General features: G+C 71.7%; 21 protein-coding genes. 10 read left to right on the forward strand and 11 right to left on the reverse strand.

Going from position 1 to position 19,954, the window contains the following annotated elements; all coding sequences use genetic code 11:
- Nucleotides 1-11: 11 nt before the first annotated feature.
- Nucleotides 12-350: a MerR family DNA-binding transcriptional regulator gene (locus AB0I04_RS40145; protein ID WP_360897290.1), complete on the reverse strand. Its 339-nt coding sequence runs from the start codon at nucleotides 348-350 to the stop codon at nucleotides 12-14.
- Nucleotides 351-458: 108 nt separating this feature from the next.
- Between AB0I04_RS40145 and ahcY (AB0I04_RS40150) the strand changes: the two genes are divergently transcribed.
- From ahcY (AB0I04_RS40150) to AB0I04_RS40160, 3 genes are read left to right on the forward strand one after another with little or no spacing between them, the layout of a single operon-like run.
- Entirely contained in the window at nucleotides 459-1,886 is a 1,428-nt protein-coding gene (gene ahcY / locus AB0I04_RS40150; protein WP_360897292.1) for an adenosylhomocysteinase, read from the forward strand.
- A 13-nt stretch (nucleotides 1,887-1,899) separates the two neighbouring features.
- Nucleotides 1,900-3,153: an adenosylhomocysteinase gene (gene ahcY / locus AB0I04_RS40155; protein WP_360897294.1), complete on the forward strand. Its 1,254-nt coding sequence runs from the start codon at nucleotides 1,900-1,902 to the stop codon at nucleotides 3,151-3,153.
- A 25-nt stretch (nucleotides 3,154-3,178) separates the two neighbouring features.
- Nucleotides 3,179-3,928 carry an SDR family oxidoreductase gene (locus tag AB0I04_RS40160; RefSeq protein WP_360897296.1) on the forward strand — a complete coding sequence of 250 codons (750 nt, stop codon included), beginning with the start codon at nucleotides 3,179-3,181 and terminating at the stop codon, nucleotides 3,926-3,928.
- A gap of 15 nt (nucleotides 3,929-3,943) precedes the next feature.
- On the opposite strand, the gene AB0I04_RS40165 is transcribed toward AB0I04_RS40160, so the two are convergent.
- Nucleotides 3,944-4,519 (reverse strand): hypothetical protein, encoded by a 576-nt coding sequence (locus AB0I04_RS40165; RefSeq protein WP_360897298.1) that lies wholly within the window; start codon nucleotides 4,517-4,519, stop codon nucleotides 3,944-3,946.
- Nucleotides 4,520-4,703: 184 nt separating this feature from the next.
- Between AB0I04_RS40165 and AB0I04_RS40170 the strand changes: the two genes are divergently transcribed.
- From AB0I04_RS40170 to AB0I04_RS40180, 3 genes are all read left to right on the forward strand, one after another.
- On the forward strand, nucleotides 4,704-5,264 hold the full coding sequence (locus AB0I04_RS40170; RefSeq protein WP_360897300.1) for a hypothetical protein: 561 nt from the start codon (nucleotides 4,704-4,706) through the stop codon (nucleotides 5,262-5,264).
- 44 nt (nucleotides 5,265-5,308) lie between these two features.
- A complete protein-coding gene (locus tag AB0I04_RS40175) occupies nucleotides 5,309-5,713 on the forward strand; it encodes a hypothetical protein (RefSeq protein ID WP_360897302.1) in 405 nt (134 codons plus the stop codon).
- A 105-nt stretch (nucleotides 5,714-5,818) separates the two neighbouring features.
- Nucleotides 5,819-7,021, forward strand: a complete 1,203-nt coding sequence (locus AB0I04_RS40180) for an acyltransferase (protein ID WP_360897304.1) — start codon at nucleotides 5,819-5,821, stop codon at nucleotides 7,019-7,021.
- A gap of 48 nt (nucleotides 7,022-7,069) precedes the next feature.
- Here AB0I04_RS40180 and AB0I04_RS40185 read toward each other — a convergent pair whose 3' ends face one another.
- From AB0I04_RS40185 to AB0I04_RS40195, 3 genes are read right to left on the reverse strand one after another with little or no spacing between them, the layout of a single operon-like run.
- Entirely contained in the window at nucleotides 7,070-7,543 is a 474-nt protein-coding gene (locus AB0I04_RS40185; RefSeq protein WP_360897306.1) for a hypothetical protein, read from the reverse strand.
- On the reverse strand, nucleotides 7,540-8,952 hold the full coding sequence (locus AB0I04_RS40190) for a HAMP domain-containing sensor histidine kinase (protein WP_360897308.1): 1,413 nt from the start codon (nucleotides 8,950-8,952) through the stop codon (nucleotides 7,540-7,542). The genes AB0I04_RS40185 and AB0I04_RS40190 overlap by 4 nt, the downstream gene beginning before the upstream one ends.
- Complete coding sequence (locus AB0I04_RS40195) at nucleotides 8,949-9,623, reverse strand: response regulator transcription factor (RefSeq protein ID WP_360897310.1); 675 nt, start codon at nucleotides 9,621-9,623, stop codon at nucleotides 8,949-8,951. The genes AB0I04_RS40190 and AB0I04_RS40195 overlap by 4 nt, the downstream gene beginning before the upstream one ends.
- Before the next feature lie 112 nt (nucleotides 9,624-9,735).
- On the opposite strand from AB0I04_RS40195, the gene AB0I04_RS40200 reads away from it, so the two are divergent.
- Nucleotides 9,736-10,494 (forward strand): SGNH/GDSL hydrolase family protein, encoded by a 759-nt coding sequence (locus tag AB0I04_RS40200; protein ID WP_360897312.1) that lies wholly within the window; start codon nucleotides 9,736-9,738, stop codon nucleotides 10,492-10,494.
- A 15-nt stretch (nucleotides 10,495-10,509) separates the two neighbouring features.
- Here AB0I04_RS40200 and AB0I04_RS40205 read toward each other — a convergent pair whose 3' ends face one another.
- Nucleotides 10,510-11,469, reverse strand: a complete 960-nt coding sequence (locus tag AB0I04_RS40205; RefSeq protein WP_360897314.1) for an RDD family protein — start codon at nucleotides 11,467-11,469, stop codon at nucleotides 10,510-10,512.
- Nucleotides 11,470-11,537: 68 nt separating this feature from the next.
- Between AB0I04_RS40205 and AB0I04_RS40210 the strand changes: the two genes are divergently transcribed.
- On the forward strand, nucleotides 11,538-12,536 hold the full coding sequence (locus AB0I04_RS40210; RefSeq protein WP_360897316.1) for a stage II sporulation protein M: 999 nt from the start codon (nucleotides 11,538-11,540) through the stop codon (nucleotides 12,534-12,536).
- A 211-nt stretch (nucleotides 12,537-12,747) separates the two neighbouring features.
- Here AB0I04_RS40210 and AB0I04_RS40215 read toward each other — a convergent pair whose 3' ends face one another.
- Genes AB0I04_RS40215 through AB0I04_RS40235 form a run of 5 tightly spaced genes read right to left on the reverse strand, consistent with a single transcriptional unit; the run spans nucleotide 12,748 to nucleotide 18,121 of the window.
- Complete coding sequence (locus tag AB0I04_RS40215; RefSeq protein ID WP_360897318.1) at nucleotides 12,748-14,040, reverse strand: DUF58 domain-containing protein; 1,293 nt, start codon at nucleotides 14,038-14,040, stop codon at nucleotides 12,748-12,750.
- 13 nt (nucleotides 14,041-14,053) lie between these two features.
- Nucleotides 14,054-15,031, reverse strand: coding sequence for a MoxR family ATPase (locus tag AB0I04_RS40220; RefSeq protein ID WP_360897320.1), 978 nt, complete (start codon nucleotides 15,029-15,031; stop codon nucleotides 14,054-14,056).
- Nucleotides 15,028-16,215 (reverse strand): DUF4350 domain-containing protein, encoded by a 1,188-nt coding sequence (locus tag AB0I04_RS40225; protein WP_360897322.1) that lies wholly within the window; start codon nucleotides 16,213-16,215, stop codon nucleotides 15,028-15,030. The genes AB0I04_RS40220 and AB0I04_RS40225 overlap by 4 nt, the downstream gene beginning before the upstream one ends.
- Nucleotides 16,212-16,865 (reverse strand): DUF4129 domain-containing protein, encoded by a 654-nt coding sequence (locus tag AB0I04_RS40230; RefSeq protein ID WP_360897324.1) that lies wholly within the window; start codon nucleotides 16,863-16,865, stop codon nucleotides 16,212-16,214. The genes AB0I04_RS40225 and AB0I04_RS40230 overlap by 4 nt, the downstream gene beginning before the upstream one ends.
- Nucleotides 16,862-18,121 (reverse strand): hypothetical protein, encoded by a 1,260-nt coding sequence (locus AB0I04_RS40235; RefSeq protein WP_360897326.1) that lies wholly within the window; start codon nucleotides 18,119-18,121, stop codon nucleotides 16,862-16,864. Before AB0I04_RS40235 ends, AB0I04_RS40230 begins: the two co-directional genes overlap by 4 nt.
- A 122-nt stretch (nucleotides 18,122-18,243) precedes the next feature.
- Between AB0I04_RS40235 and mtnA the strand changes: the two genes are divergently transcribed.
- Both mtnA and mtrA read left to right on the forward strand, forming a co-directional pair.
- On the forward strand, nucleotides 18,244-19,263 hold the full coding sequence (gene mtnA / locus AB0I04_RS40240) for an S-methyl-5-thioribose-1-phosphate isomerase (RefSeq protein ID WP_360897328.1): 1,020 nt from the start codon (nucleotides 18,244-18,246) through the stop codon (nucleotides 19,261-19,263).
- Nucleotides 19,260-19,937, forward strand: a complete 678-nt coding sequence (mtrA, locus tag AB0I04_RS40245) for an MtrAB system response regulator MtrA (protein ID WP_345440511.1) — start codon at nucleotides 19,260-19,262, stop codon at nucleotides 19,935-19,937. Before mtnA ends, mtrA begins: the two co-directional genes overlap by 4 nt.
- Nucleotides 19,938-19,954: the final 17 nt, after the last annotated feature.

The raw sequence follows: 19,954 nt of genomic DNA on the forward strand, positions 1-19,954 counted from the left end.
ACCTCCCGGGCTCATGGCCGGCCGCGCAGGAGCCGCAGCGCCTTCTCCTTCTCGAAGTCCAGCGCCCGCGCCGGAGGCGCCGACACCCGTCCGACGCGCTCGCCGAGCTCCCGGACGTCCGCCCGTACCTCCGGATCGGCCAGCACGCGCAACCCGAACGCCAGCTCCGCCGGGCTGATGTCGTACCTCTTCTCCAGGGCCAGGGCCAGCGCGACGGCCCGCAGCTCGGCGTCGCCGAACCGGCGATGGCCCTGGCGTTCCCGGGTCGGCGGGAGGAGACCGAGGGTCTCGCGATAGCGGAGCATGCGGGGGGACGTGCCGAGCCGCTGGGCGGCCTCCGTGATACGCATGGGCCTATTCTGACAAATCAGTGTCAGATACCGCGCCTCGCCCGTGCGATCCTTGCGCGGCCACGCCTAGACTCGCGGTGACACCGAATCCCAGGGAGCGCATCAACCATGGACTACAAGGTCGCCGACCTTTCGCTGGCGGCGTTCGGCCGCAAGGAGATCCAACTGGCCGAGCATGAGATGCCGGGTCTCATGGCGGTCCGTAAGGAGTACGCCGAGGCTCAGCCGCTGCGCGGCGCGAAGATCATGGGCTCGCTGCACATGACGATCCAGACCGCTGTGCTGATCGAGACGCTGGTCGCGCTCGGCGCCGAGGTCCGCTGGGTGAGCTGCAACATCTTCTCCACCCAGGACCACGCGGCCGCCGCGGTCGTCGTCGGCCGGGACGGCACCCTGGACGACCCGCAGGGCGTTCCGGTGTTCGCCTGGAAGGGCGAGACGCTGGAGGAGTACTGGTGGTGCACCGAGCAGGCGCTCACCTGGCCCGGTGGTGACGGCCCGAACATGATCCTCGACGACGGCGGCGACGCGACCCTGCTCGTCCACAAGGGCGCAGAGTACGAGAAGGCCGGCGCCGTGCCCTCCGCCTCCGAGGAGGACCCGGAGGAGTGGAAGGTCATCCTCGACCTGCTCCACCGTACGGTCGACGGCTCCGGCCGGTGGACCGCCATCGCCGAGCGCATCAAGGGTGTCACCGAGGAGACCACCACCGGCGTGCACCGTCTCTACGAGATGCACAAGAACGGCGGGCTGCTGTTCCCGGCGATCAACGTCAACGACTCCGTCACCAAGTCGAAGTTCGACAACAAGTACGGCTGCCGCCACAGCGTCATCGACGGCCTCAACCGCGCCACGGACGTGCTGATCGGCGGCAAGGTCGCCGTCGTCTGCGGCTACGGCGACGTCGGCAAGGGCTGCGCCGACGCGCTGCGCGGCCAGGGCGCCCGCGTCATCGTCACCGAGATCGACCCGATCTGCGCGCTGCAGGCCGCGATGGACGGCTTCCAGGTCACCACCCTGGAGGACGTCGTCGAGATCGCCGACATCTTCGTGACGACGACCGGCAACTTCAACATCATCCGCGCCGACCACATGGAGCGGATGAAGCACCAGGCGATCGTCTCCAACATCGGCCACTTCGACAACGAGATCGACATGGCCGGCCTGGCGAAGATCCCCGGCATCAAGAAGGAAGAGGTCAAGCCGCAGGTCCACACCTGGACCTTCGCTGACGGCAAGACCCTCATCGTGCTCGCCGAGGGCCGGCTGATGAACCTCGGCTGCGCCACCGGCCACCCGAGCTTCGTGATGTCCAACTCCTTCACGAACCAGGTGATCGCGCAGATCGAGCTGTTCACCCGCACCGAGAACTACCCGATCGGCGTGTACACCCTGCCCAAGCACCTCGACGAGAAGGTCGCCCGCCTGCACCTCCACGCCCTCGGCGTCAGGCTGACCGAGCTCACCAAGGAGCAGGCCGCGTACATCGGCGTCGACGTCGAGGGCCCGTACAAGCCGGACCACTACCGCTACTAAGGCGAACCACGTAGTGACGTACGACATCGCGGACCCCGGGCTCGCCGAGTCCGGGGTCCGGCGCATCGAGTGGGCCGACCGGTCCATGCCCGTGCTGCGGCGCATCCGGGAGCGGTTCGCCGCCGAGCGCCCCCTGGACGGTCTGCGGGTCGCGGCGTGCATGCACGTCACCACCGAGACCGCGAACCTCATCCGCACGCTCCAGACCGGGGGCGCCCAGGTGGCCCTCGCCGCCTCGAACCCCCTGTCCACCCAGGACGACACCGCCGCCGCGCTCGTGCAGGAGTACGGCGCTGCCGTCTTCGCCCGGCAGGGCGTCGACCGCGAGGGCTACTACCGGCACATCCACCAGGCCCTCGAGATCGGCCCCGAGCTCGTCCTGGACGACGGCTGCGACCTGGTCAACATCCTGCACACCGAACGCCTCGACCTGATCGACGGCGTACGCGGCGGCTGCGAGGAGACCACCACCGGTGTCATCCGGCTGCACCAGATGGCCCGCGAGGACGCGCTGCGCTTCCCCATGGTCGCGGTCAACGACACCGACACCAAGCACATGTTCGACAACCGGTACGGCACCGGCCAGTCGACGCTCGACGGGATCGTCCGCGCCACCAACACGCTGCTGGCCGGCAAGACGATCGTCATCGCCGGGTTCGGGTACTGCGGCCGTGGTCTGGCCGAACGCGCCCGCGGCATGGGCGGACGGGTCGTCGTCACCGAGATCGACCCGGTCAAGGCGCTGGACGCCGTTCTGCAGGGCTACCGCGTCCAGACGATGGAACAGGCCGCCGAGCACGGCGACGTCTTCATCACCGTCACCGGCAACCGGGACGTCATCCGCGCCGAGCACCTCGCCCGGATGAAGGACGGTGCGATCCTCGCCAACTCCGGCCACTTCGACGTCGAGATCGACGTACGGGCGCTGGCCGAGCTCGCCGTGGACATCAAGCGGGACGTACGCCCCCAGGCCGACGAATACGTCCTCGCCGACGGCCGCAGGCTCGTCCTGCTCGCCGAGGGACGTCTCGTCAACCTCGCGGCGGCGGAGGGACACCCGGCGGCCGTCATGGACATGTCCTTCGCCGACCAGGCCCTCACCTGCGAGTGGATCGTCGGCCAGGAGCTCGCCCCCGGCGTGTACGACGTGCCCAAGGCGATCGACACCGAGGTCGCCCGCCTGAAGCTCGCCTCCATGGACGTCGAGATCGACGCACTCACGCCCACGCAGGAGGAGTACCTGTCCTCCTGGCGCCAGGGCTCCTGAACGGACCGTGACGGAAGGGAATCCTATGGCTGTGGAAGAGGGCGTCGCGCTCGTCACCGGAGCGTCCCGCGGACTGGGCGCGGTCATCGTGCGGCGGCTGGCCGCCGACGGCTTGGCCGTGGCCGTCGGATTCCGCTCCGGGGCCGACCAGGCCCGCCTGGTGGTCGAGGACATTCGCGCCGCGGGCGGCCGCGCCGAGGCGTTCGCCGCCGACATCACCGACGAGGCCGCGGTGGCCGATCTGGTCGCGAAGGTGACCGACCGGCTCGGCACGATCACCGTCCTGGTGGTCAACGCGACGGGCCCGCAGCCGACGGTCGCAGTGGAGGATCTGACCTGGGAGGCGCACCTTGACCAGCTGCGGTTCTTCGTCAAGAGCCCCACGTTGCTGTTGCAGGCCGTCCTCCCTGGGATGAAGGCCGGGGGAGGTGGCCGGGTCATCCAGATCGGCTCCGACATCTTCGAACGCGCGCTGCCCGGCATGTCCGCATACGTCGCGGCCAAGGGCGCCCAGATCGGACTGACCCGCTCCTGGGCGCGGGAGCTGGGCCCGTCCGGCATCACCGTGAACCTCGTGGCGCCCGGCTGGATCCCGGTCGAGCGGCACGCCGGCGCCTCCGCCGACGACTTGAGCGCCTACCGGGCCGATGTTCCCCTCGGCCGGATGGGCACGGCCGACGACGTCGCCGCCACGGTCTCCTTCCTCGCCTCCGACGCGGCCGCCTTCATCACCGGAGAACGCATCACCGTCAACGGCGGTCACACGATCGACTAGGCCGTGTTTCTTCGATCATGGAACGTAGGACGCGGGCACACCGACCGGTTCCTGGGTGCCGATGACCGTATGATCGGCTTTTTTGGTGAAGCGGACGACGAGAAAATGCTGGTGATCGGCCAGCGCGGTCACCGAGAACGGCTGCCCGTCGTTCAGACCTGGCGTTTTGAAGTCCACCCGGGACCCGAAAGCCGACCCGAGCTCCACGCAGCGCCGGCGCCCGTCCTTGTCGAACGGGCCCAGGCCGTGACCGGTGGCCTCCAGCCCGCCGTCGACCTTCCTGTTGTCAGGTCGGGTCTCGGTCCCGATGTTCACGGTGTACCACGCGTGGATCGGCACGTCCGAGCAGACTGCGATCGTGCTGTCCGCTTGAGGATCCGGATCCCCGTTGTCGCCGTTGTCGAAGACGTGCGCGGCCAGCAGGGCAATGCTCCCGAACGCGCCGACCCCGACGGCGGCGACGGCGGCGAAGGCAAGCCGGCGCGTGCGAACAAGCGGGAACATGAACCCTCCAGGTGCGTAGCTGCTCCTGACCCGCTTTGACGGACGTCCATCATCAGAGGTTCGCTCTTCGGAAGGACGTCCGGCCATGCGGATGGGCATGGGGAAGGGCCCCGACGCCGGGGCGGTTCACCCCGCTTTCTCAGCCGAGTCGCAGACCTCATCCGCGACTGCTGTGGTCCGCGGGGACCGGCAGGTTTTCAGAAGGGCCGTGAGCACCCCGAACGGGTCTCCCGGTCCGGTAGCGGCCGGCCCGCGACACTAGATTCAGATCATGCCGCACGGAACGTACCTGCACGAGACCGACGTCGAGGAGCGGTTCGCCTGCGCTCCGGATGGCGGCGGCTGGCGCTACTCCGCCGAGCGGTCCGACGGCGGCACGGTCGAACTGGTCGCCGACAGCCTCTGGCGGCCCGCCAGGCTCCAGGTGACCGCCGGTGAGCACGTGCTGCGGGGAGGCGCCGTCGGCGCGGAGCTGCTGTGGGTGACCGCCGGGCGGGAGCACACCGCGCGCGCCACCGGCTTCCTCGGCGAGTCGCCGGGCCTGCTCGTCGCGGTGGCCCGGTCGCTGCGCCTGGCCGAGGGGGAGCGCGTCGACGTGCGGATCCTGCTCGTGACCGCCCCGTCCCTCGCGGTCCGTACGGTGCCGCAGCGCTGGTCCCTCGCCGAGACCGCCTGGCACGACGCCGACGGCGAACGCGTCCCGGTCGACCGTTACGAGATCACCGACCTGGAGACCGGCGAGCTATCAGAGATCCACTTGGCCGGGGACGTCGTCGTGGCGGCTCCCGGTATCGAACTAGTCAATCTTGAGAATCCGCCGAATTTTTTCTAAGAAACTCTGACAACCTTCGGGGCATGTCCGATGTCATATGGATCATGAAGCATGCGGTTGTCGGCGCCGGGGTCGTGGGTCTCCTGAGCGGCGGGCTGGTCGTGGCGTCGGGGGGCTCCGCGATGGCGAAGTCCAACGTGACCCTCAACGTGGCGCACAAAGTGATCCACTCAGGTCAGGCCCTGCGCTTCGCGGGGGTGGTCGGTGATGACTCCGGGCTGCGGAAGGCGCGGTACTGCCTCGAGGTCCGGGGGCCTCAGCAGCACTGGCGGCGGATGGGCAAGTGTGTCATGCCGTACCACGCCGACGGCTGGACCGCCGACTTCCGGCTCGACACCAGCCCGCTCGAGCGCGGCCGGTATGCCTTCCGCGCCGTTGGCGTCGGCCTGGGCCATCGGCACGCCGAGATCTACGGGCCGTCTCCGTCGGTCCGCGTGACCGTGCGCTGAAGCCCGCCCCGAGGCAGAAGCGCTCGGTAGCGGACCCGCCGGCTGCGACAAGACTGCGACTTGACGTGGACGGCACCCCGACACGGGCTCGGCACAGTCGGCGCCATGACACAAGTTCAGCCGACCAAGGCCGCTCGGACGACCACCGGGCGCAAGCCGCATGTGCCCGCGTTGGACGGGTTGCGAGGTGCCGCGATCCTCGGGGTGCTGCTGTTCCACACCGGTCACCTGTCCGGAGGGTTCCTGGGCGTGGACCTGTTCTTCGCCCTTTCCGGTTACCTCATCACCGATCTGCTGCTGCGGGAGATCGAGGCGACCGGTGGCGTGGCGCTGGTCGCCTTCTGGGGTCGGCGGATCCGTCGGCTGCTGCCCGCGCTGGCGACCATGCTCGGCGGTGTCACCGTGCTGGTGTGGGCGGTGGGACCGCCGGACATGGTGCGGGCGACGCTCTCGGACGGCCCGTGGGTGCAGCTGAACCTCGTCAACTGGCATCTGCTCGCGGAGTCGGCCGGCTACTGGGACCGATTCGGGCCGGCCCGGGTGTTCGAGCACCTGTGGAGCATCGCGGTCGAGGAGCAGTTCTACCTGGTGTGGCCGGTGCTCCTGCTGGTCATCGCCCGGGGTGGGCGGCGGGTGGATCGCCGGGTCGCGGCGACCGCGGGCCTGGCCTCGGCCGTCTCACTGGTGTTGATGATCACGTTCGCCGGCTCTGCGGACCCCAGCCGGGTCTACACCGGTACCGACACTCGGGCGTTCTCGCTGTTGCTGGGCGCTCTGGTCGCCACTCGGCCGGTGCGTGCCGTGCTGGCCCGTACGGCCGGCCGATGGGCAGGTGCCGTGTCGGCGTCGCTGGTGGTCGGAATCGGCGCGGCGTGGTTGCTCGTCGACGGGGTGAACTCGCCCTGGCTGTACACCGGCGGGCTCTTCGCGCACTCACTGGCCGCCGCGGTGCTGATCGGGCTGTGTGCGCAGGCGCCGCACGCGCTGGTCGCCGGAATCCTCGCTCGGCGGCCACTGAGGTGGCTGGGGCTGATCTCCTACAGCCTGTACCTGTGGCACTGGCCCGTCTTCGTGCTGCTCTCCGCACAACACGGCTGGATCCGGACGGCCGCGGCGTGCGCCGTGTCGATCGGCCTGGCAGCCCTGTCGAAATATCTGGTCGAGGACCCGATTCGATTCCGCGCCACGTGGGCCCGGGGGCGGAGCGGGGTGCTCGCGTTCGCGGTACTCATGGTCGGGCTGGCCGTGTTGTGGCAGGCGCTGCCCGCCCCGGCTCCGACCACCATCGACATCACCAAGCTGGGCTGATCACCTGATCACCTGATCACCTGATCGCCGGATCGCCGGATCAGCGGATCATCTGATCAGCGGGCAGGTGCGCTGCTTGGCCGACTCCGAGGTGGCCGTCGTGAAGATGACCTGCACCTTCATGGTCCTGGATCCGCCGCTCTGCACGTTGACGCCCAGTGCGGTGCAGACGATCTGGTCGATGCCCAGCGGCGTCACCTCGTAGATGGCCAGCGGCACCCTCAGCCGGATCACGCCGGGCGTGGTGGTCACCACGACCTGTGTCGTCGAGTTCGATGCGATCCCCGTGTGCAGGTTCGAGCCGCCGGGCCCGGCCAGCAGCCACGACATCGCCTCGGAGATCGTGCCGAGGTGACCGCTCGGGCGTAGCTGGGGCCGGAGTCGCTGGTGCGCGTCGACGAAGTACAGCGTCATCCCGGGGGCCACGCCCGTCGGTGCCTGACCCGCGTCGGTCACCCCGGATGGCTGGACGCCGCAGCCCGCGAGCAGCAGAACCACTGCCGCCCACCAGATCCGCTTCACAGGTCCTCCAGGTTTCGCGGCAGCCGCAGTACGAACCGGGCACCGCGACCGCCGGCGTTGCCCGCGGTGAGGTCGCCGCCGTGCAGGCGGGCGTTCTCCAGCGCGATCGCCAGCCCGAGGCCACTGCCCGGGGTGCGGGCACGAGCGGCGTCGGCCTTGTAGAAGCGATCGAACACGTGCGGCAACACGTGCTCGGGCAGGCCCGGTCCGCTGTCGGTGACCTCGACCCGCACCTGCTCGCGGGCCGCCGAGACGTGGACGCGCACCAGCGGTTCACCGTGCCGTAGCGCGTTGCCGACCAGGTTGGCCACGATGACGTCCAGCCGGCGCCGGTCCAGCCGCATGAGGATCTCCTCCGGTGCCACCAGTTCGACCCGGTCCAGCCAGCTCCGGGCGCGCAGGCAGTCCCGTACGGCGCCGGCCACGTCGACCTCCTCCACCCGCAGTCGGGCGGTACCGGCGTCGAAGCGAGACACCTCCATGAGGTCCTCCACCAGCCGGACCAGCCGGTGGGTCTCGGTGATCGCCAGCTGCGCGGACTCGCGGGCGTCCGCCGCCATCCCGTCGGCCGCGGTGGCCAGGACCTCCACCACCGCCGTCAGCGTGCTCAGCGGGGTGCGCAGCTCGTGGGAGACGTCTGCGGCGAACCTCCTGGCGTCGGCCTGCATCCGCCGCATCGCCGCCATCGACGTCTGCACCGACTCCGCCATCTCGTTCATGGTGACGGTCAGCTCGGCCAACTCGTCGGCGCCCTGGGGCGGCGACCGGGCGTCGAGGTCGCCGGCGGCCAACCGGCGCGCGGTGTCGCGGAGTTCGCGCACCGGCCGCAGCACGCTGCGCGCGGCCAACAGCGCCAGCAGTACCGCCAGCGGCAGCGCCAACGCGGCGGTGCCGGCCGCGGACCTGGTCAGGCCGTCGACCTGCTGCTCGACACCGGTGAGGTCGCGCACGGAGTACACCTCGATACCGGACGGGACGCGTGCACCGTCTGGCTTGGTGATCAGGATGCGGGTGCCGACCAGGAGCCAAGGCCTGCCATTGGCGGTGATCCGCTGCGTGACGAGCCGGTTCTGGGTGCGCACGGCGGTGCGCAGCGCGTCGGTGACCAGATCGGTGCCGGTGCCGTCCACGGATCGCAGGTTCCGGTAGGTCACCAGCGTGTTCACACCGACGGCCGCACGCAGCCGGTCGAGCGCGCCCTGGTCCGGCGGATAGGTCAGCTGGGGGGTGATCGCGCCGATCTGTTCGGCGATGGTCCCGGTGAGCCGCTGCTGAGTCGATCTGACCAGCGCGGTGCTCGCCGATCCGGCGCTCGACCAGGCCGCCGCGGCGGCACCGAGCACGGTCACCAGCACGAAGGCGACCAGCAGCCGGGCGCGCAGCCCACGCGGCCACAGCCGCCTGGTCATACCGGGCCGAACCGGTAGCCGAACCCGCGCACGGTCTGCACGTACTCCGGCTTCGCCGGATCGGCCTCGATCTTCGCCCGCAGCCGCTGCACGCAGTTGTCGACCAGGCGGGAGTCACCGAGGTAGTCGTGCTCCCACACCTCCTCCAGCAACTGCTGCCGGCTGAACACCCGGCCGGGAGCCCGGGACAGGGTCAGCAGCAGCCGCAGCTCGGTCGGAGTCAGCGTCACCGGTTCGCCGTGCAACGACACTGTCAGCGCCGTGGTGTCGACGCGAAGATCGCGGTGCACTCGTAGGCCGTCGGGGGCGCCGGTGCTGCGGCGCAGCACCGCGCGGATCCGCGCGTCGAGCACGGTGGGCTGTGCCGGCTTGACGACGTAGTCGTCGGCACCGGCCTCCAGGCCGCCGACGACATCGAAGTCCTCGCCACGCGCGGTGAGGATGATCACGGGCACCTCACTGGCCGCCCGGATGCGGCGGCACACCTCGAATCCGTCGATGCCCGGCAGCATCAGGTCGAGCACCACCAGGTCCGGCGCGGACGTGCGGAACTCACGCAGCCCGTCCTCGCCGGTGTCCGCCGTGCGGACGTCGTGGCCATGTCTGCGAAGCGCGAGCTGGAACCCGCGCCGGACCAGGGGATCGTCCTCGATGAGCAGAATCGCCGCCACCCGTCGAGTATGGACAATCCCGGGCCGGCTCGACGGTGGCGGCGGTCCTCTGCGACACAACCGCGACACGGCGGCGGAGGCACCGGGACACGGCGGCGGCACCGTCGAGGCCATGACCAAGACACGAAGCATCGTTCTCGGCCTGACCGGGCTGCTTCTGCTGACCGCCGCCTGTTCCGGCCGGTCCACCGCGACCGACGCATCCCCGACCCGGAGCTCCTCCGGACCGGGGCTGTCCAAGGTGCTCTTCCTCGGCGACTCCATCGCGGCGGGCGAGGCGCTGCCCCTGGCCGCCGCGTTCAAGGCGAGCCGCGCCGGGTTCCAGTCGATCGCCGCCGACGGCGGCGGGAACGTCGTCGGGCCGTTCTCCGACAAGAACTGGAAGAAGCTGCCCGAGCAGATCACCTCCGCCGAACCCACCGTGGTCGTCTACCAGCTCACCACCTATGACTGGGGCAGCCCGCAGGCGCAGCGGGCCGCCTACGACAAGCTGCTGACCACGGTGACGGGGGCCGACGCGAAACTGATCTTCGTCACCGCGCCACCGATCAGGCCCGACGACTTCTACAAGCCGCACATGGCCGACCTGCGCCGCGCCCCGCGCACCGCCCGAACCGTCGCGGCGGGTTCCTCGGGCCGGGCCGACGTGCTCGACGCCGGCGCGGTGTGGGGCAGCACCTACCAGCGGGTCAAGGACGGCAAGGCCGACCGCAGCACCGACGGCATCCACACCTGCCCGCAGGGTGCCGCTCGGTTCACCGACTGGCTGCTCACCGAGCTGGCGAAGCGGTTCCCCGGCTTCACTCCTGCGTCACCGCGGGCCTGGGCCAACACCGGCTGGTCGGCGGACGCCCACTTCAAGGGCTGCTGACCATCGCCCCGAAACTCAGCGCGTGGGCGGGAGGAACGTCGGCGGGTTCGTGGCGCCCGGAGCACCGCCGAGCCACTCCGGTACGGGCGTGGGACCGCCGCCGTACGACGGCGGCGGTGGCGGCGGCGGGCCGCCCATCGGGATCACCGCCGGCTGTGCGAAACCGGGCGGGACACTGACCGCGAGCGGCATACCGCGCCGGGCGATCGCGGCTCGCCGGGCGGCACGCTCGGCGAGCCGGCGTTCCTCTCGGTGGCGGCGTTCGGCGAGCACGGCCGACAGGACGATCTCAGGCCGGTGACCCGACGGCGGTGGCGGGCTGATGTAGGTGAGGACCTCGTCGGTGAGCCGCCGCCCCATCTCGTCGCGGACGCGCGGGGCGAGCTCCCAGAACCGCGTGAGGTACTGCCGTGCGGCCATGGCGATGCCGTCCGGCAGCCGGGACAGCTCCAGGGAGTGCGCCCAGGGGGCGAGCGGCGGCGGCATGATCGCGACCGGGCCCAGCATGACGTTCACCGGCACCCGGTCCTGGATGACGATCGTGCCCGCGAAGATGTCGCCGAGCCGTTTCCCGCGCGGGCTCACGAGAGACGCGATGAGCGCCGGAGAGCCGAACAGCGTCCAGAACTCCAGGAACCCGGCCAGCGCCCGTACCAGGGCCTGACGGAAGCGCTCCGGGCCGCCGTCGTCGGCGACCACCCGCAGTCCCAGGGCGAGCTTGCCGAGCGTACGGCCGCGGGTGAGCGTCTCGGTGATCGTCGGATAGCCGACCAGCACGCCGACGACCATCACGAGCGCCAGGCCGATCGTGACCGCCGAGTCCGACACGCGTGCCGACAGCCCCACGAAGATCATGCAGAAGTAGAGCACCATGAGCTGCAGCAGCACGTCGATGAACAGGGCGAGCGCGCGGCTGGCCAGCCGCGCCACCCGGATATCGAGCGCGACGGCCTCACCGGTGACGAGTTCGGGCACGCTGCCCCTTCCAGTCGGGCGGTTCGGTCAAGCCGGGAGGACTCCCGTGAACGGTAGTCTGCCGGGTTGTGGACGTCGACGCCTTCGTAGCCGCGCACAACGCCGAATGGCGGCGCCTCGAGCAGCTCGTCAACCGTGGCACGCGCAAGCTGAGCGGCGCGGAGATCGACGAGCTGGTCGAGCTCTATCAGCGGGCGGCCACCCACCTGTCGGTGGTGCGCTCCAGTTCGCCGGAGCCCGCGCTGGTCGGCCGGCTGTCGAGCCTGGTCGCGCGGGGCCGGGCAGCGGTGACGGGCGCGCAGGCGCCGATGTGGCGAGACGCCGCTCGCTTCCTCACCGTGTCGTTCCCGGTGACGGCCTACCGGATGCGCTGGTGGTGGCTCGGATCGGCGGTGCTGTCCAACATCGTTTCGCTGGTGCTCGCCATCTGGGTCGCCCGTAACCCGCAGGTGCAGACGTCGCTGCTGTCCCCGGAACAGATCAAGCAGCTGGTCGACCACGACTTCGCCAACTACTACACCGATCACGCCGCCGGGGCGTTCGCGTTCCAGGTGTGGGTCAACAACGCCTGGGTCTCCGCGCAGGCACTGATCTTCGGGATCCTGCTCGGCATCCCGACCGTCCTCGTGCTGTGGGGCAACCAGCTCAACCTCGGCGTCTCCGCCGGGCTGATGTTCGCCCACGGCAAGGGAGCGATCTTCTTCGGCCTGATCCTGCCGCACGGGCTGCTGGAGCTGACGGCGGTGTACCTCGCGTCGGCCGCGGGCCTGCGGCTCGGCTGGACGATCATCGACCCGGGGCCCCGCCGGAGAGGGCAGGCCCTCGCCGAGGAGGGCCGGGCGGCGATGAGCGTCGCGATCGGCCTGATCGGCGTGCTCGCCGTCTCCGGCGCGATCGAGGGCTTCGTCACCGGCCACGTGCACGTCACCTGGCTGCGCATCGCCATCGGCGTCGTCGCCGAGACCGCCTTCCTGACGTACGTCATCGTCTTCGGCCGCCGCGGCGCCGAGGAAGGCGAGATCGGCGACGCGGAGCTGGTCCCCGACGCCGCCCCGATCGCCGCCTGACCGATCGCGGATCGCCGGGAGGCCTTCCCGATCGCGCCGGTCATCCTCGGCGGCCCTGGTGTCGGTCTGCGCTGTGTCGACGGCGACTACTACTTCTGGACGCGGCACGCGCAGGAGGTCTTGGACGTTCTGGAGTCGGCCGGGATCCCCGTCGACCCGAGCCCCCGCCGGCTACGCGGGAGCTCATTGACCGGTGTCCGGTGGGGTCGGGTCAGAGGCGGCCGGCGGCCTTGAGGGAGAGGTAGGCGTCGGCGAGGGCGGGGGCGATCTCGTCCGGGGGAGCGTCGACGACCTCGACGCCGTACTTGCGGAGCTCGGTGGTGACGCGGCGGCGTTCGGCGCGGGCGCGTTCGGCCGCGGCGGCGTCGTAGACGGCCGCAGCGTCGCCGCGGGCCGTCGCCATCTCCGTCACCCGCGGATCGCTCACCGCCGCGACCAGGACGAGGTGCTTGGCGGTCAGCTGGGGCAGCAGCGGCAGCAGGCCCTCCTCGACCGCGGTGGCGTTGAGGTCGGTCAGCAGCACTACGAGGCACCGCTGCCGGACGCGGGAGAGCAGCGCCGAGACCATGCCCGCCGCGTCGGCCTCGATCAGCTCCGGCTCCAGCGGCGCCATGGCGCGCACCATCGCGGTCAGCACCTCGGTGCGGGCGGCGCCCTCGACCCGGGCGCGGACCCTCCGGTCGTACGCGAGCAGGTCGACGCGGTCCCCGGCCCGGGAGGCCAGCGCGCCGAGCAGCAGCGCGGCGTCCATGGAGCAGTCGAGGCGGGGGATGTCGCCCACGCGCCCGGCGGCGGTCCGGCCGGTGTCGAGCACGAGGTAGATCCGCCGGTCCCGTTCGGGCCGCCAGGTGCGGACGACGACGTCGCTGCGGCGCGCGGTCGCCCGCCAGTCGATCGAGCGGACGTCGTCGCCGTCGACGTACTCCCGCAGGGAGTCGAACTCGGTGCCCTGGCCGCGGATCAGCGCGACGTGCTGGCCGGTGAGCTCCCGCAGCCGCGCCAGTTTGGCGGGCAGGTGGCGGCGGGAGGGGAACGCGGGCAGGACCCGGACCGTCCACGGCGCGCGCCGGTTCAGCTGGCGGGCGGCCAGCCCCAGGGGGCCGTACGACCGCACGGTGACCGCGACGGCCGAGCGGTCGCCTCGGCGGGTGGGGACGAGGCGGGTCTCGACACGGCGGCGCTCACCCGGCGGGATCGCCACATTGACCGTACGAGGCGACGCGCCGGCACTGGGCGGCCAGGCGTCGCGCAGCCGGCCCCGGAGCCGCCGGGGGCCGGGGTTCTCGACGATCAGGGCGACGGTGGTCTCCTCGCCGAGGCGCACGTTGGTGCCGCCCGCGCGGTGCAGGCGCAGGCGCCGTACATTTCCCGCCAGCGTCAGGTCGGCGGCGACGAGCGCGACCAGCACGCCGTTGACGGCGAGCAGCGTCCACCAGCTCGGCACGAGCACGAGGACGACCGCGCCGAGGACGGCCAGCAGCCCCGTGCGCCCGGTCAGCGCCATGCCCGGCTCCCGCTCATCGAGGAGCGGGGACGGTGGTGAGGATGCCCTCGAGCACGCCGTCCGTCGTCGCGCCTTCCAGCTCCGCCTCGGGCCGCAGCTGCACGCGGTGCCGGAGGGTGGGCCGGGCGAGGGCCTTCACGTCGTCGGGCCGTACGTAGTCGCGGCCGGACAGCCACGCCCACGCGCGGGACGTCGCCAGCAGCGCCGTGGCGCCACGCGGCGACACCCCCAGCTGCAGGGACGGGGACTGCCGGGTGGCCCGGCACAGGTCGACGATGTACCCGCTGACCTTCGGGTCGACGTGGACCCGGCGTACGGCGTCGCGGCCGGCGGCCAGGTCGGCCGGGCCGGCGACCGGGGTGACGCCGGCCGCGCCGAGGTCGCGCGGGTCGAAGCCGGACGCGTGGCGCTGCAGCACCGCGATCTCGTCGTCGCGGGAGGGCACCGGGACGTTGAGCTTCACCAGGAACCGGTCGAGCTGGGCTTCCGGCAGCGGGTAGGTGCCCTCGTACTCGACGGGGTTCTGCGTGGCGCAGACGACGAAGGGGTCGGGCAGCGGGCGGGGCTCGCCCTCGACCGACACCTGCCGCTCTTCCATCGACTCGAGCAGGGACGCCTGGGTCTTGGGCGGCGTCCGGTTGATCTCGTCGGCGAGCAGGAGGTTCGTGAAGACCGGCCCCTCCCGGAACTCGAACTCCGAGGTGCGGTTGTCGTAGATCAGCGAACCCGTGACGTCACCCGGCATCAGGTCGGGGGTGAACTGCACGCGCTTGAAATCCAGCTTCAGCGCCTGGGCGAGGGTCCGGACCAGCAGGGTCTTGGCGACGCCCGGAACGCCCTCGAGCAGGACGTGGCCTCGGCACAGCAGGGCGATGACCAGGCCGGTCACGACGGAGTCCTGGCCGACGACCGCCTTGGCGACCTCTCCGCGCAGTGCGGTCAGCGCCGTACGGGCGTCCTCGCCCCCGATGTCGTGTGGAATTTCCGTCAAGAGTTGCGAACCAACCTTTCCAGGTCGTCGAGGACGCCGGCGAGCCATACGAGCCCGGCGTCGTCCACTGGGGGAGGACCGTACAGGGCGGCGCCGACCTCCGCCTGCTCTCGCCCGGTGTGCGCCGCGATCGCCGCGACGATCTCGGCGGCCATGCCGGGATCGGACGCCGCGCTGCGCGGCATGCCGAGCAGGCCCGTGAGGCGTTCGAGGGCGCCGGCGCGCAGCGCCTCCGCGGCCCGGTCGGCGGCCCGCCGCGAGCGGTACAGCCGGGCGCGGCCCTCGACGGCCTCGGCGGAGCGCACGATGACCGGGAGCGGCTCGACCACGATCGGGCCGAGGCGCCGGGCCCGCCACAGCGCCACGAGGACGACGGCGATGACGATCTGCAGCACGGCCAGCTTGACCCCGAACGGGACCAGCTCGGTGAACGACTTTTGCCCGCCGCTGCCCGGCGAGGGCAGGTTCGGGATCAGCCAGACGGCGTTCGACCGGGTCTCGATCAGGTTCATGGCGAGTGCGGCGTTGCCGTGCTCGTCGAGGTGCTCGTTCGTGAGCGGCCGGGTCGCGCCGAGCACGGTGACCGTCGCGCCGTTCACGGGGAGCTGCACGAGGCCCGCCCCCTGGTCGTCGGAGTAGCACTTCGTGGCCTGGTCCGGCGCGGTGTAGGTGGTCGCCCCGAGGAAGTCGACGCTGCCCGCGTAGGCCGCGGCGGGCAGGGTGCAGCCGGGCTCGGGCGTGCCCCAGGCCGTGCTCTTCGCGTCGACGCCCGGGGCCAGGGCCTTGAGCGTCTCGCTGGTCGGGGTGACGAGGAGCCGGTCACCGGGCGCGTCGCGCAGAGTGGTCAGGTCGGCGGCCACCAGGCGCTCGGAGCGGACCACGACGAGGACGGCGTCCGGCTGGGCCCGCAGCCGCTCGGCGGCGGCGGACGCGTTGCGGACGACAGTGACGGGCGTGCCGTGCCGCCGGGTGATCTCCGCGAGGGCCTGGGAGCCCTGCTGCCCGGGGGATTCCGGATCGAGGAGCTCCGAACCGGTCCGCGGGCGCATGAGGGCGATGAGCACGCCCAGGATGACCAGGGCGAGCACCGCGACGAGGATGCCCCGGGACCGCCGCCAGCGGTGCCGCGCCACCTGCCCGGCGCTGGCCGGCTCGGCGGCCGGTGGAGCCTGCAGGGCCGTCATGAGACGCCACCGAGCGGAACCGGGCGCGCGTCGCGCAGCCGGGTGTCGAGCTCGACGAGCCGCCCGTAGCCGTCCGCGTCGCCCTGCCGCCCGCCATACCAGACGTCGTCGAACAGCCGCACGCCCGCGGCGAGGGCGTCGGCGTGATCAGGCAGCGCTTCGCCGGCCTCGGCCGCCAGCTCGTCGGCGGTACGGCCGGGCCGGGGCGGGACGATCGCGCGTTCTTCGAGGTCGCGGGCGATCGCGCGGAGACGCTCGCGGATCGCCTCCGGCCACTCGCCGGCGGCGGCGTGGCGCTCGGCGGTGGCCCGATGGTCCTCGGCGGTGGCGGTGCCGGGACCGAGCAGAGGCTTCGGCCCGGCGGCGTTGCGGCGCACGCTGCCGATTCGCCACCAGACGGCGGCGACCACCACGACGAGCAGGGCGAACAGGACGACGAAGCCGAGCCAGCCGCCGCCTCCGCCACCTCCGACGCCGGTCAGGCTGTGGTAGAGCTCGTTGAGCCAGTCGCTGATCTTGTTGAAGATGCGCTCGACGAACGAGGGATCGTCCTGGTGGTAGACCGGCTTCTGGAGCTCGCGGCGGGCCAGCTCGCGCGCCGGGTCACGGGCGATCGGCGGACCGCCTCCGTACGAGAGCAGCGGGATCATCGGCGCCACCCCGGAGGAGGCGGCGGCGTCGGCGGCCGGGGCGGCTCGGAGGGTCCGGGCGGCATCTGCGGCGCGGGCGGCGGCTGCGGCGTCCCGTAGGCCTGGCCGGTCGGAGGCGGGGGCGTCCCGAAGCCTTGGCCGGGCCGAGGCGCGACGAGGACCTGGCGCGGCATCTTCGGCTGGGGACCCGACCCGGCCGCGGTGAGCGGACCGGGCAGCCAGGCGGCGAGCGGGTCGGCCGGCGGCTCCATCTGGAGCTCCAGGTCGAAGGCCTCCCGCCGCATGCGCCGGTCGGCGTACATCAGTGCGATCACTCCCGCGTTGAACGGGTTGACGAGCGTGCCGGCGATGACGCGGCCCACCGCGCCGACGGCGATGACGGCCACGAGCATCCAGCCGTGCGGCGACTTGTCGAAGGCCAGCATGATCTCCTGGGCGACCGCGAACGGCACCGGGAGCACGAGGAACTCGACGAACAGCGTGATGACGAGCGCCAGGGTGAGCGAGCCCATCATCCGCCACCAGCGGCCGCGTACGAGCTCGGTCGACCGGCGGAGGGCGGCGCGGACGCCCCGGCGCTCGAGGACGGCGGCGGGGGTGGCGAAGGCGAACCAGACGTAGCCGGTCACCATCAGCACCAGTGCGAGCGGAACCCCGAAGATCGCCGTGAGGGCCTGGACGGCGTCGGGGGCGTGGGCGGCGATCGCCGCGACGAGCGGGGCGAGGGGCAGCGCCACGGCGAGCAGCACGATCGCCAGGACGGCCGCCGCGGTGCCGATGAGGCGTGCCCGGCTCGACCGCGTGGCCTGCCAGGCCTGGCCGAACGGGGTGGCGCGGCCCAGCAGCGTACGCCCCATGACCGGCGCGAGGAGCCCGCTGAGCAGGAGCACGACGTACGCGGTGAGGAACAGCGAGACGAGGGAGGTGACCGACGCGAGGCCGAGGGTGCGGGTGACCTCCACGGGCGTCCGGACGTCGGCCTGGATTCGCCCGCCGAGCACGATGTACTGCACGGCCGTGACGATCACCTGGACGATCGCCGTGAGGATCGCCGACAGGCCGAGCGTGGCCCGTGGGTTGCGCCGAACGTAGGTGATCGCTCCGTCGAGGAGCTCCGAGACGCCGAGAGGGCGCAGCGGGATCTCCGTCTCGAGAGTGTCGTCGGCGGCGACGGCGGGCTCCGGCGGCGCGGCCTCGGACCGGGTGCTTTCGGGCAGAGCGGAGCCGGGTGTCGCCCAGGCCCCTGAATCCGCCATGCCAGCTCCCCACCCGCCGATTACCCGGTCAATCCTGCCATGTGGCGGGGACCGGAGTGATCGGTCGCGGGGATCCGCGTGATCCGGCGACCGTACGCGCCCAATGGGGGCAAACTGGGGGCGTGGATGTGCTGCGGTGGTGCGAGCCGCCCGAGGGGCCCGCGCTCGCTCTACTCGACCAGACGCGGCTTCCGCGTGAGGAGGTCGTTCTGGTCTGCCGCGATGTTCCCGCCGTCGTCGCGGCGATCAAGAGTCTCGCCGTCCGCGGCGCCCCGTTGCTCGGCATCGCCGGGGGGTACGCCGTCGCGCTGGCCGCCGCGCTCGGCCAGGACGTCCCGGCGGCCGCGCGGGCGCTCGCCGGCGCCCGGCCCACCGCGGTGAACCTCGCCCGGGGCGCCGAACGCGTGCTCCAGGCGTACGAGGAGGGGCGTTCGGCGGTGTCCGAGGCGCACGCCATCGCGGCCGAGGAGGCGGAGGCATCCGCCCGGATGGCGGCGTACGGGCTGACGCTGGTGCCCGAAGGTGGCCGGATCCTGACGCACTGCAACACCGGGGCCCTCGCCGCGGGCGGCGACGGTACGGCCCTGGCGGTCGTGGTCGCGGCGCACCGCGCGGGCCGGCTCAAGATGCTGTGGGTCGACGAGACCCGCCCCCTGCTGCAGGGGGCCCGGCTCACGGCCTACGAGGCCGGACGCCACGGGCTGCCGTACACCGTGCTGCCGGACGGCGCGGCGGCCTCGCTCTTCGCCGCCGGCGAGGTCGACCTGGTCGTGGTGGGGGCCGACCGCATCGCGCGGGACGGAAGTGTGGCCAACAAGATCGGGACGTACGCCCTGGCGGTGCTCGCGCACCACCACGGTGTGCCGTTCGTGGTCGTCGCGCCGACGAGTACCGTTGATCTTGAGGCACGGTCCGGGAGCGATATTCCGATCGAACAGCGCGATCCGGTGGAAGTCACTACGATCGCCGGTCAACCCGCAGCGCCGCTCGGGAGTCCTGTCTACAATCCGGCGTTCGATGTGACTCCGGGCGAACTGGTGAATGCCATCGTCACCGAGCGTGGGGTCATCGCGCAGGTAAACGAAGGTAGCCTGGCAGCCCTGGGCGACCGCCTCCCCAAACGCGACGATGAGGGGTCATGAAGGGACGCGTGCTGGTCGTCGATGACGACCTGGCTCTGGCCGAGATGCTCGGCATCGTGCTCCGCGGCGAAGGCTTCGAGCCATCGTTCGTGCACGACGGTGACAAGGCGCTCGAGGCGTTCCGGGAGACCCGGCCCGACCTCGTGCTGCTGGACCTGATGCTCCCCGGCATCGACGGGATCGACGTGTGCCGTCAGATCCGCGCCGAGTCCGGCGTGCCGATCGTGATGCTGACCGCCAAGAGCGACACGGTCGACGTCGTCCTCGGCCTCGAATCCGGCGCCGACGACTACATCGTCAAGCCGTTCAAGCCGAAGGAACTGGTCGCGCGGGTGCGCGCCCGGCTGCGTCGCACCGACGACCCGACGCCGGAGCTGCTCCAGATCGGTGACATCTCGATCGACGTGGCGGGCCACTCGGTGAAGCGGGGCGACCGGCACATCCCGCTGACGCCGCTGGAGTTCGACCTGCTGGTCGCGCTGGCCCGCAAGCCGCGTCAGGTGTTCACCCGCGAGGTGCTGCTCGAACAGGTGTGGGGCTACCGGCATGCCGCCGACACGCGGCTGGTCAACGTCCACGTCCAGCGGCTCCGCGCGAAGATCGAGAAGGACCCCGAGCATCCGGAGATCGTCGTGACCGTGCGCGGCGTCGGATACAAGGCGGGCCCGGCATAACGGCTCTTCGACCCCCC

The sequence above is a fragment of the Actinoallomurus sp. NPDC050550 genome (assembly GCF_040655075.1).
Classification (GTDB): Bacteria; Actinomycetota; Actinomycetes; order Streptosporangiales; family Streptosporangiaceae; genus Actinoallomurus.

What these genes read in the sequence shown, in the direction of transcription:
- AB0I04_RS40145 (WP_360897290.1), bottom strand. Translation starts at nt 350, where the DNA reads ATGCGTATCACGGAGGCCGCCCAGCGGCTCGGCACGTCCCCCCGCATG.
- ahcY (WP_360897292.1), top strand. Translation starts at nt 459, where the DNA reads ATGGACTACAAGGTCGCCGACCTTTCGCTGGCGGCGTTCGGCCGCAAG.
- AB0I04_RS40160 (WP_360897296.1), top strand. Translation starts at nt 3,179, where the DNA reads ATGGCTGTGGAAGAGGGCGTCGCGCTCGTCACCGGAGCGTCCCGCGGA.
- AB0I04_RS40165 (WP_360897298.1), bottom strand. Translation starts at nt 4,519, where the DNA reads ATGGCCGGACGTCCTTCCGAAGAGCGAACCTCTGATGATGGACGTCCG.
- AB0I04_RS40170 (WP_360897300.1), top strand. Translation starts at nt 4,704, where the DNA reads ATGCCGCACGGAACGTACCTGCACGAGACCGACGTCGAGGAGCGGTTC.
- AB0I04_RS40175 (WP_360897302.1), top strand. Translation starts at nt 5,309, where the DNA reads ATGAAGCATGCGGTTGTCGGCGCCGGGGTCGTGGGTCTCCTGAGCGGC.
- AB0I04_RS40180 (WP_360897304.1), top strand. Translation starts at nt 5,819, where the DNA reads ATGACACAAGTTCAGCCGACCAAGGCCGCTCGGACGACCACCGGGCGC.
- AB0I04_RS40190 (WP_360897308.1), bottom strand. Translation starts at nt 8,952, where the DNA reads ATGACCAGGCGGCTGTGGCCGCGTGGGCTGCGCGCCCGGCTGCTGGTC.
- AB0I04_RS40200 (WP_360897312.1), top strand. Translation starts at nt 9,736, where the DNA reads ATGACCAAGACACGAAGCATCGTTCTCGGCCTGACCGGGCTGCTTCTG.
- AB0I04_RS40215 (WP_360897318.1), bottom strand. Translation starts at nt 14,040, where the DNA reads ATGGCGCTGACCGGGCGCACGGGGCTGCTGGCCGTCCTCGGCGCGGTC.
- AB0I04_RS40225 (WP_360897322.1), bottom strand. Translation starts at nt 16,215, where the DNA reads ATGACGGCCCTGCAGGCTCCACCGGCCGCCGAGCCGGCCAGCGCCGGG.
- AB0I04_RS40230 (WP_360897324.1), bottom strand. Translation starts at nt 16,865, where the DNA reads ATGATCCCGCTGCTCTCGTACGGAGGCGGTCCGCCGATCGCCCGTGAC.
- AB0I04_RS40235 (WP_360897326.1), bottom strand. Translation starts at nt 18,121, where the DNA reads ATGGCGGATTCAGGGGCCTGGGCGACACCCGGCTCCGCTCTGCCCGAA.
- mtrA (WP_345440511.1), top strand. Translation starts at nt 19,260, where the DNA reads ATGAAGGGACGCGTGCTGGTCGTCGATGACGACCTGGCTCTGGCCGAG.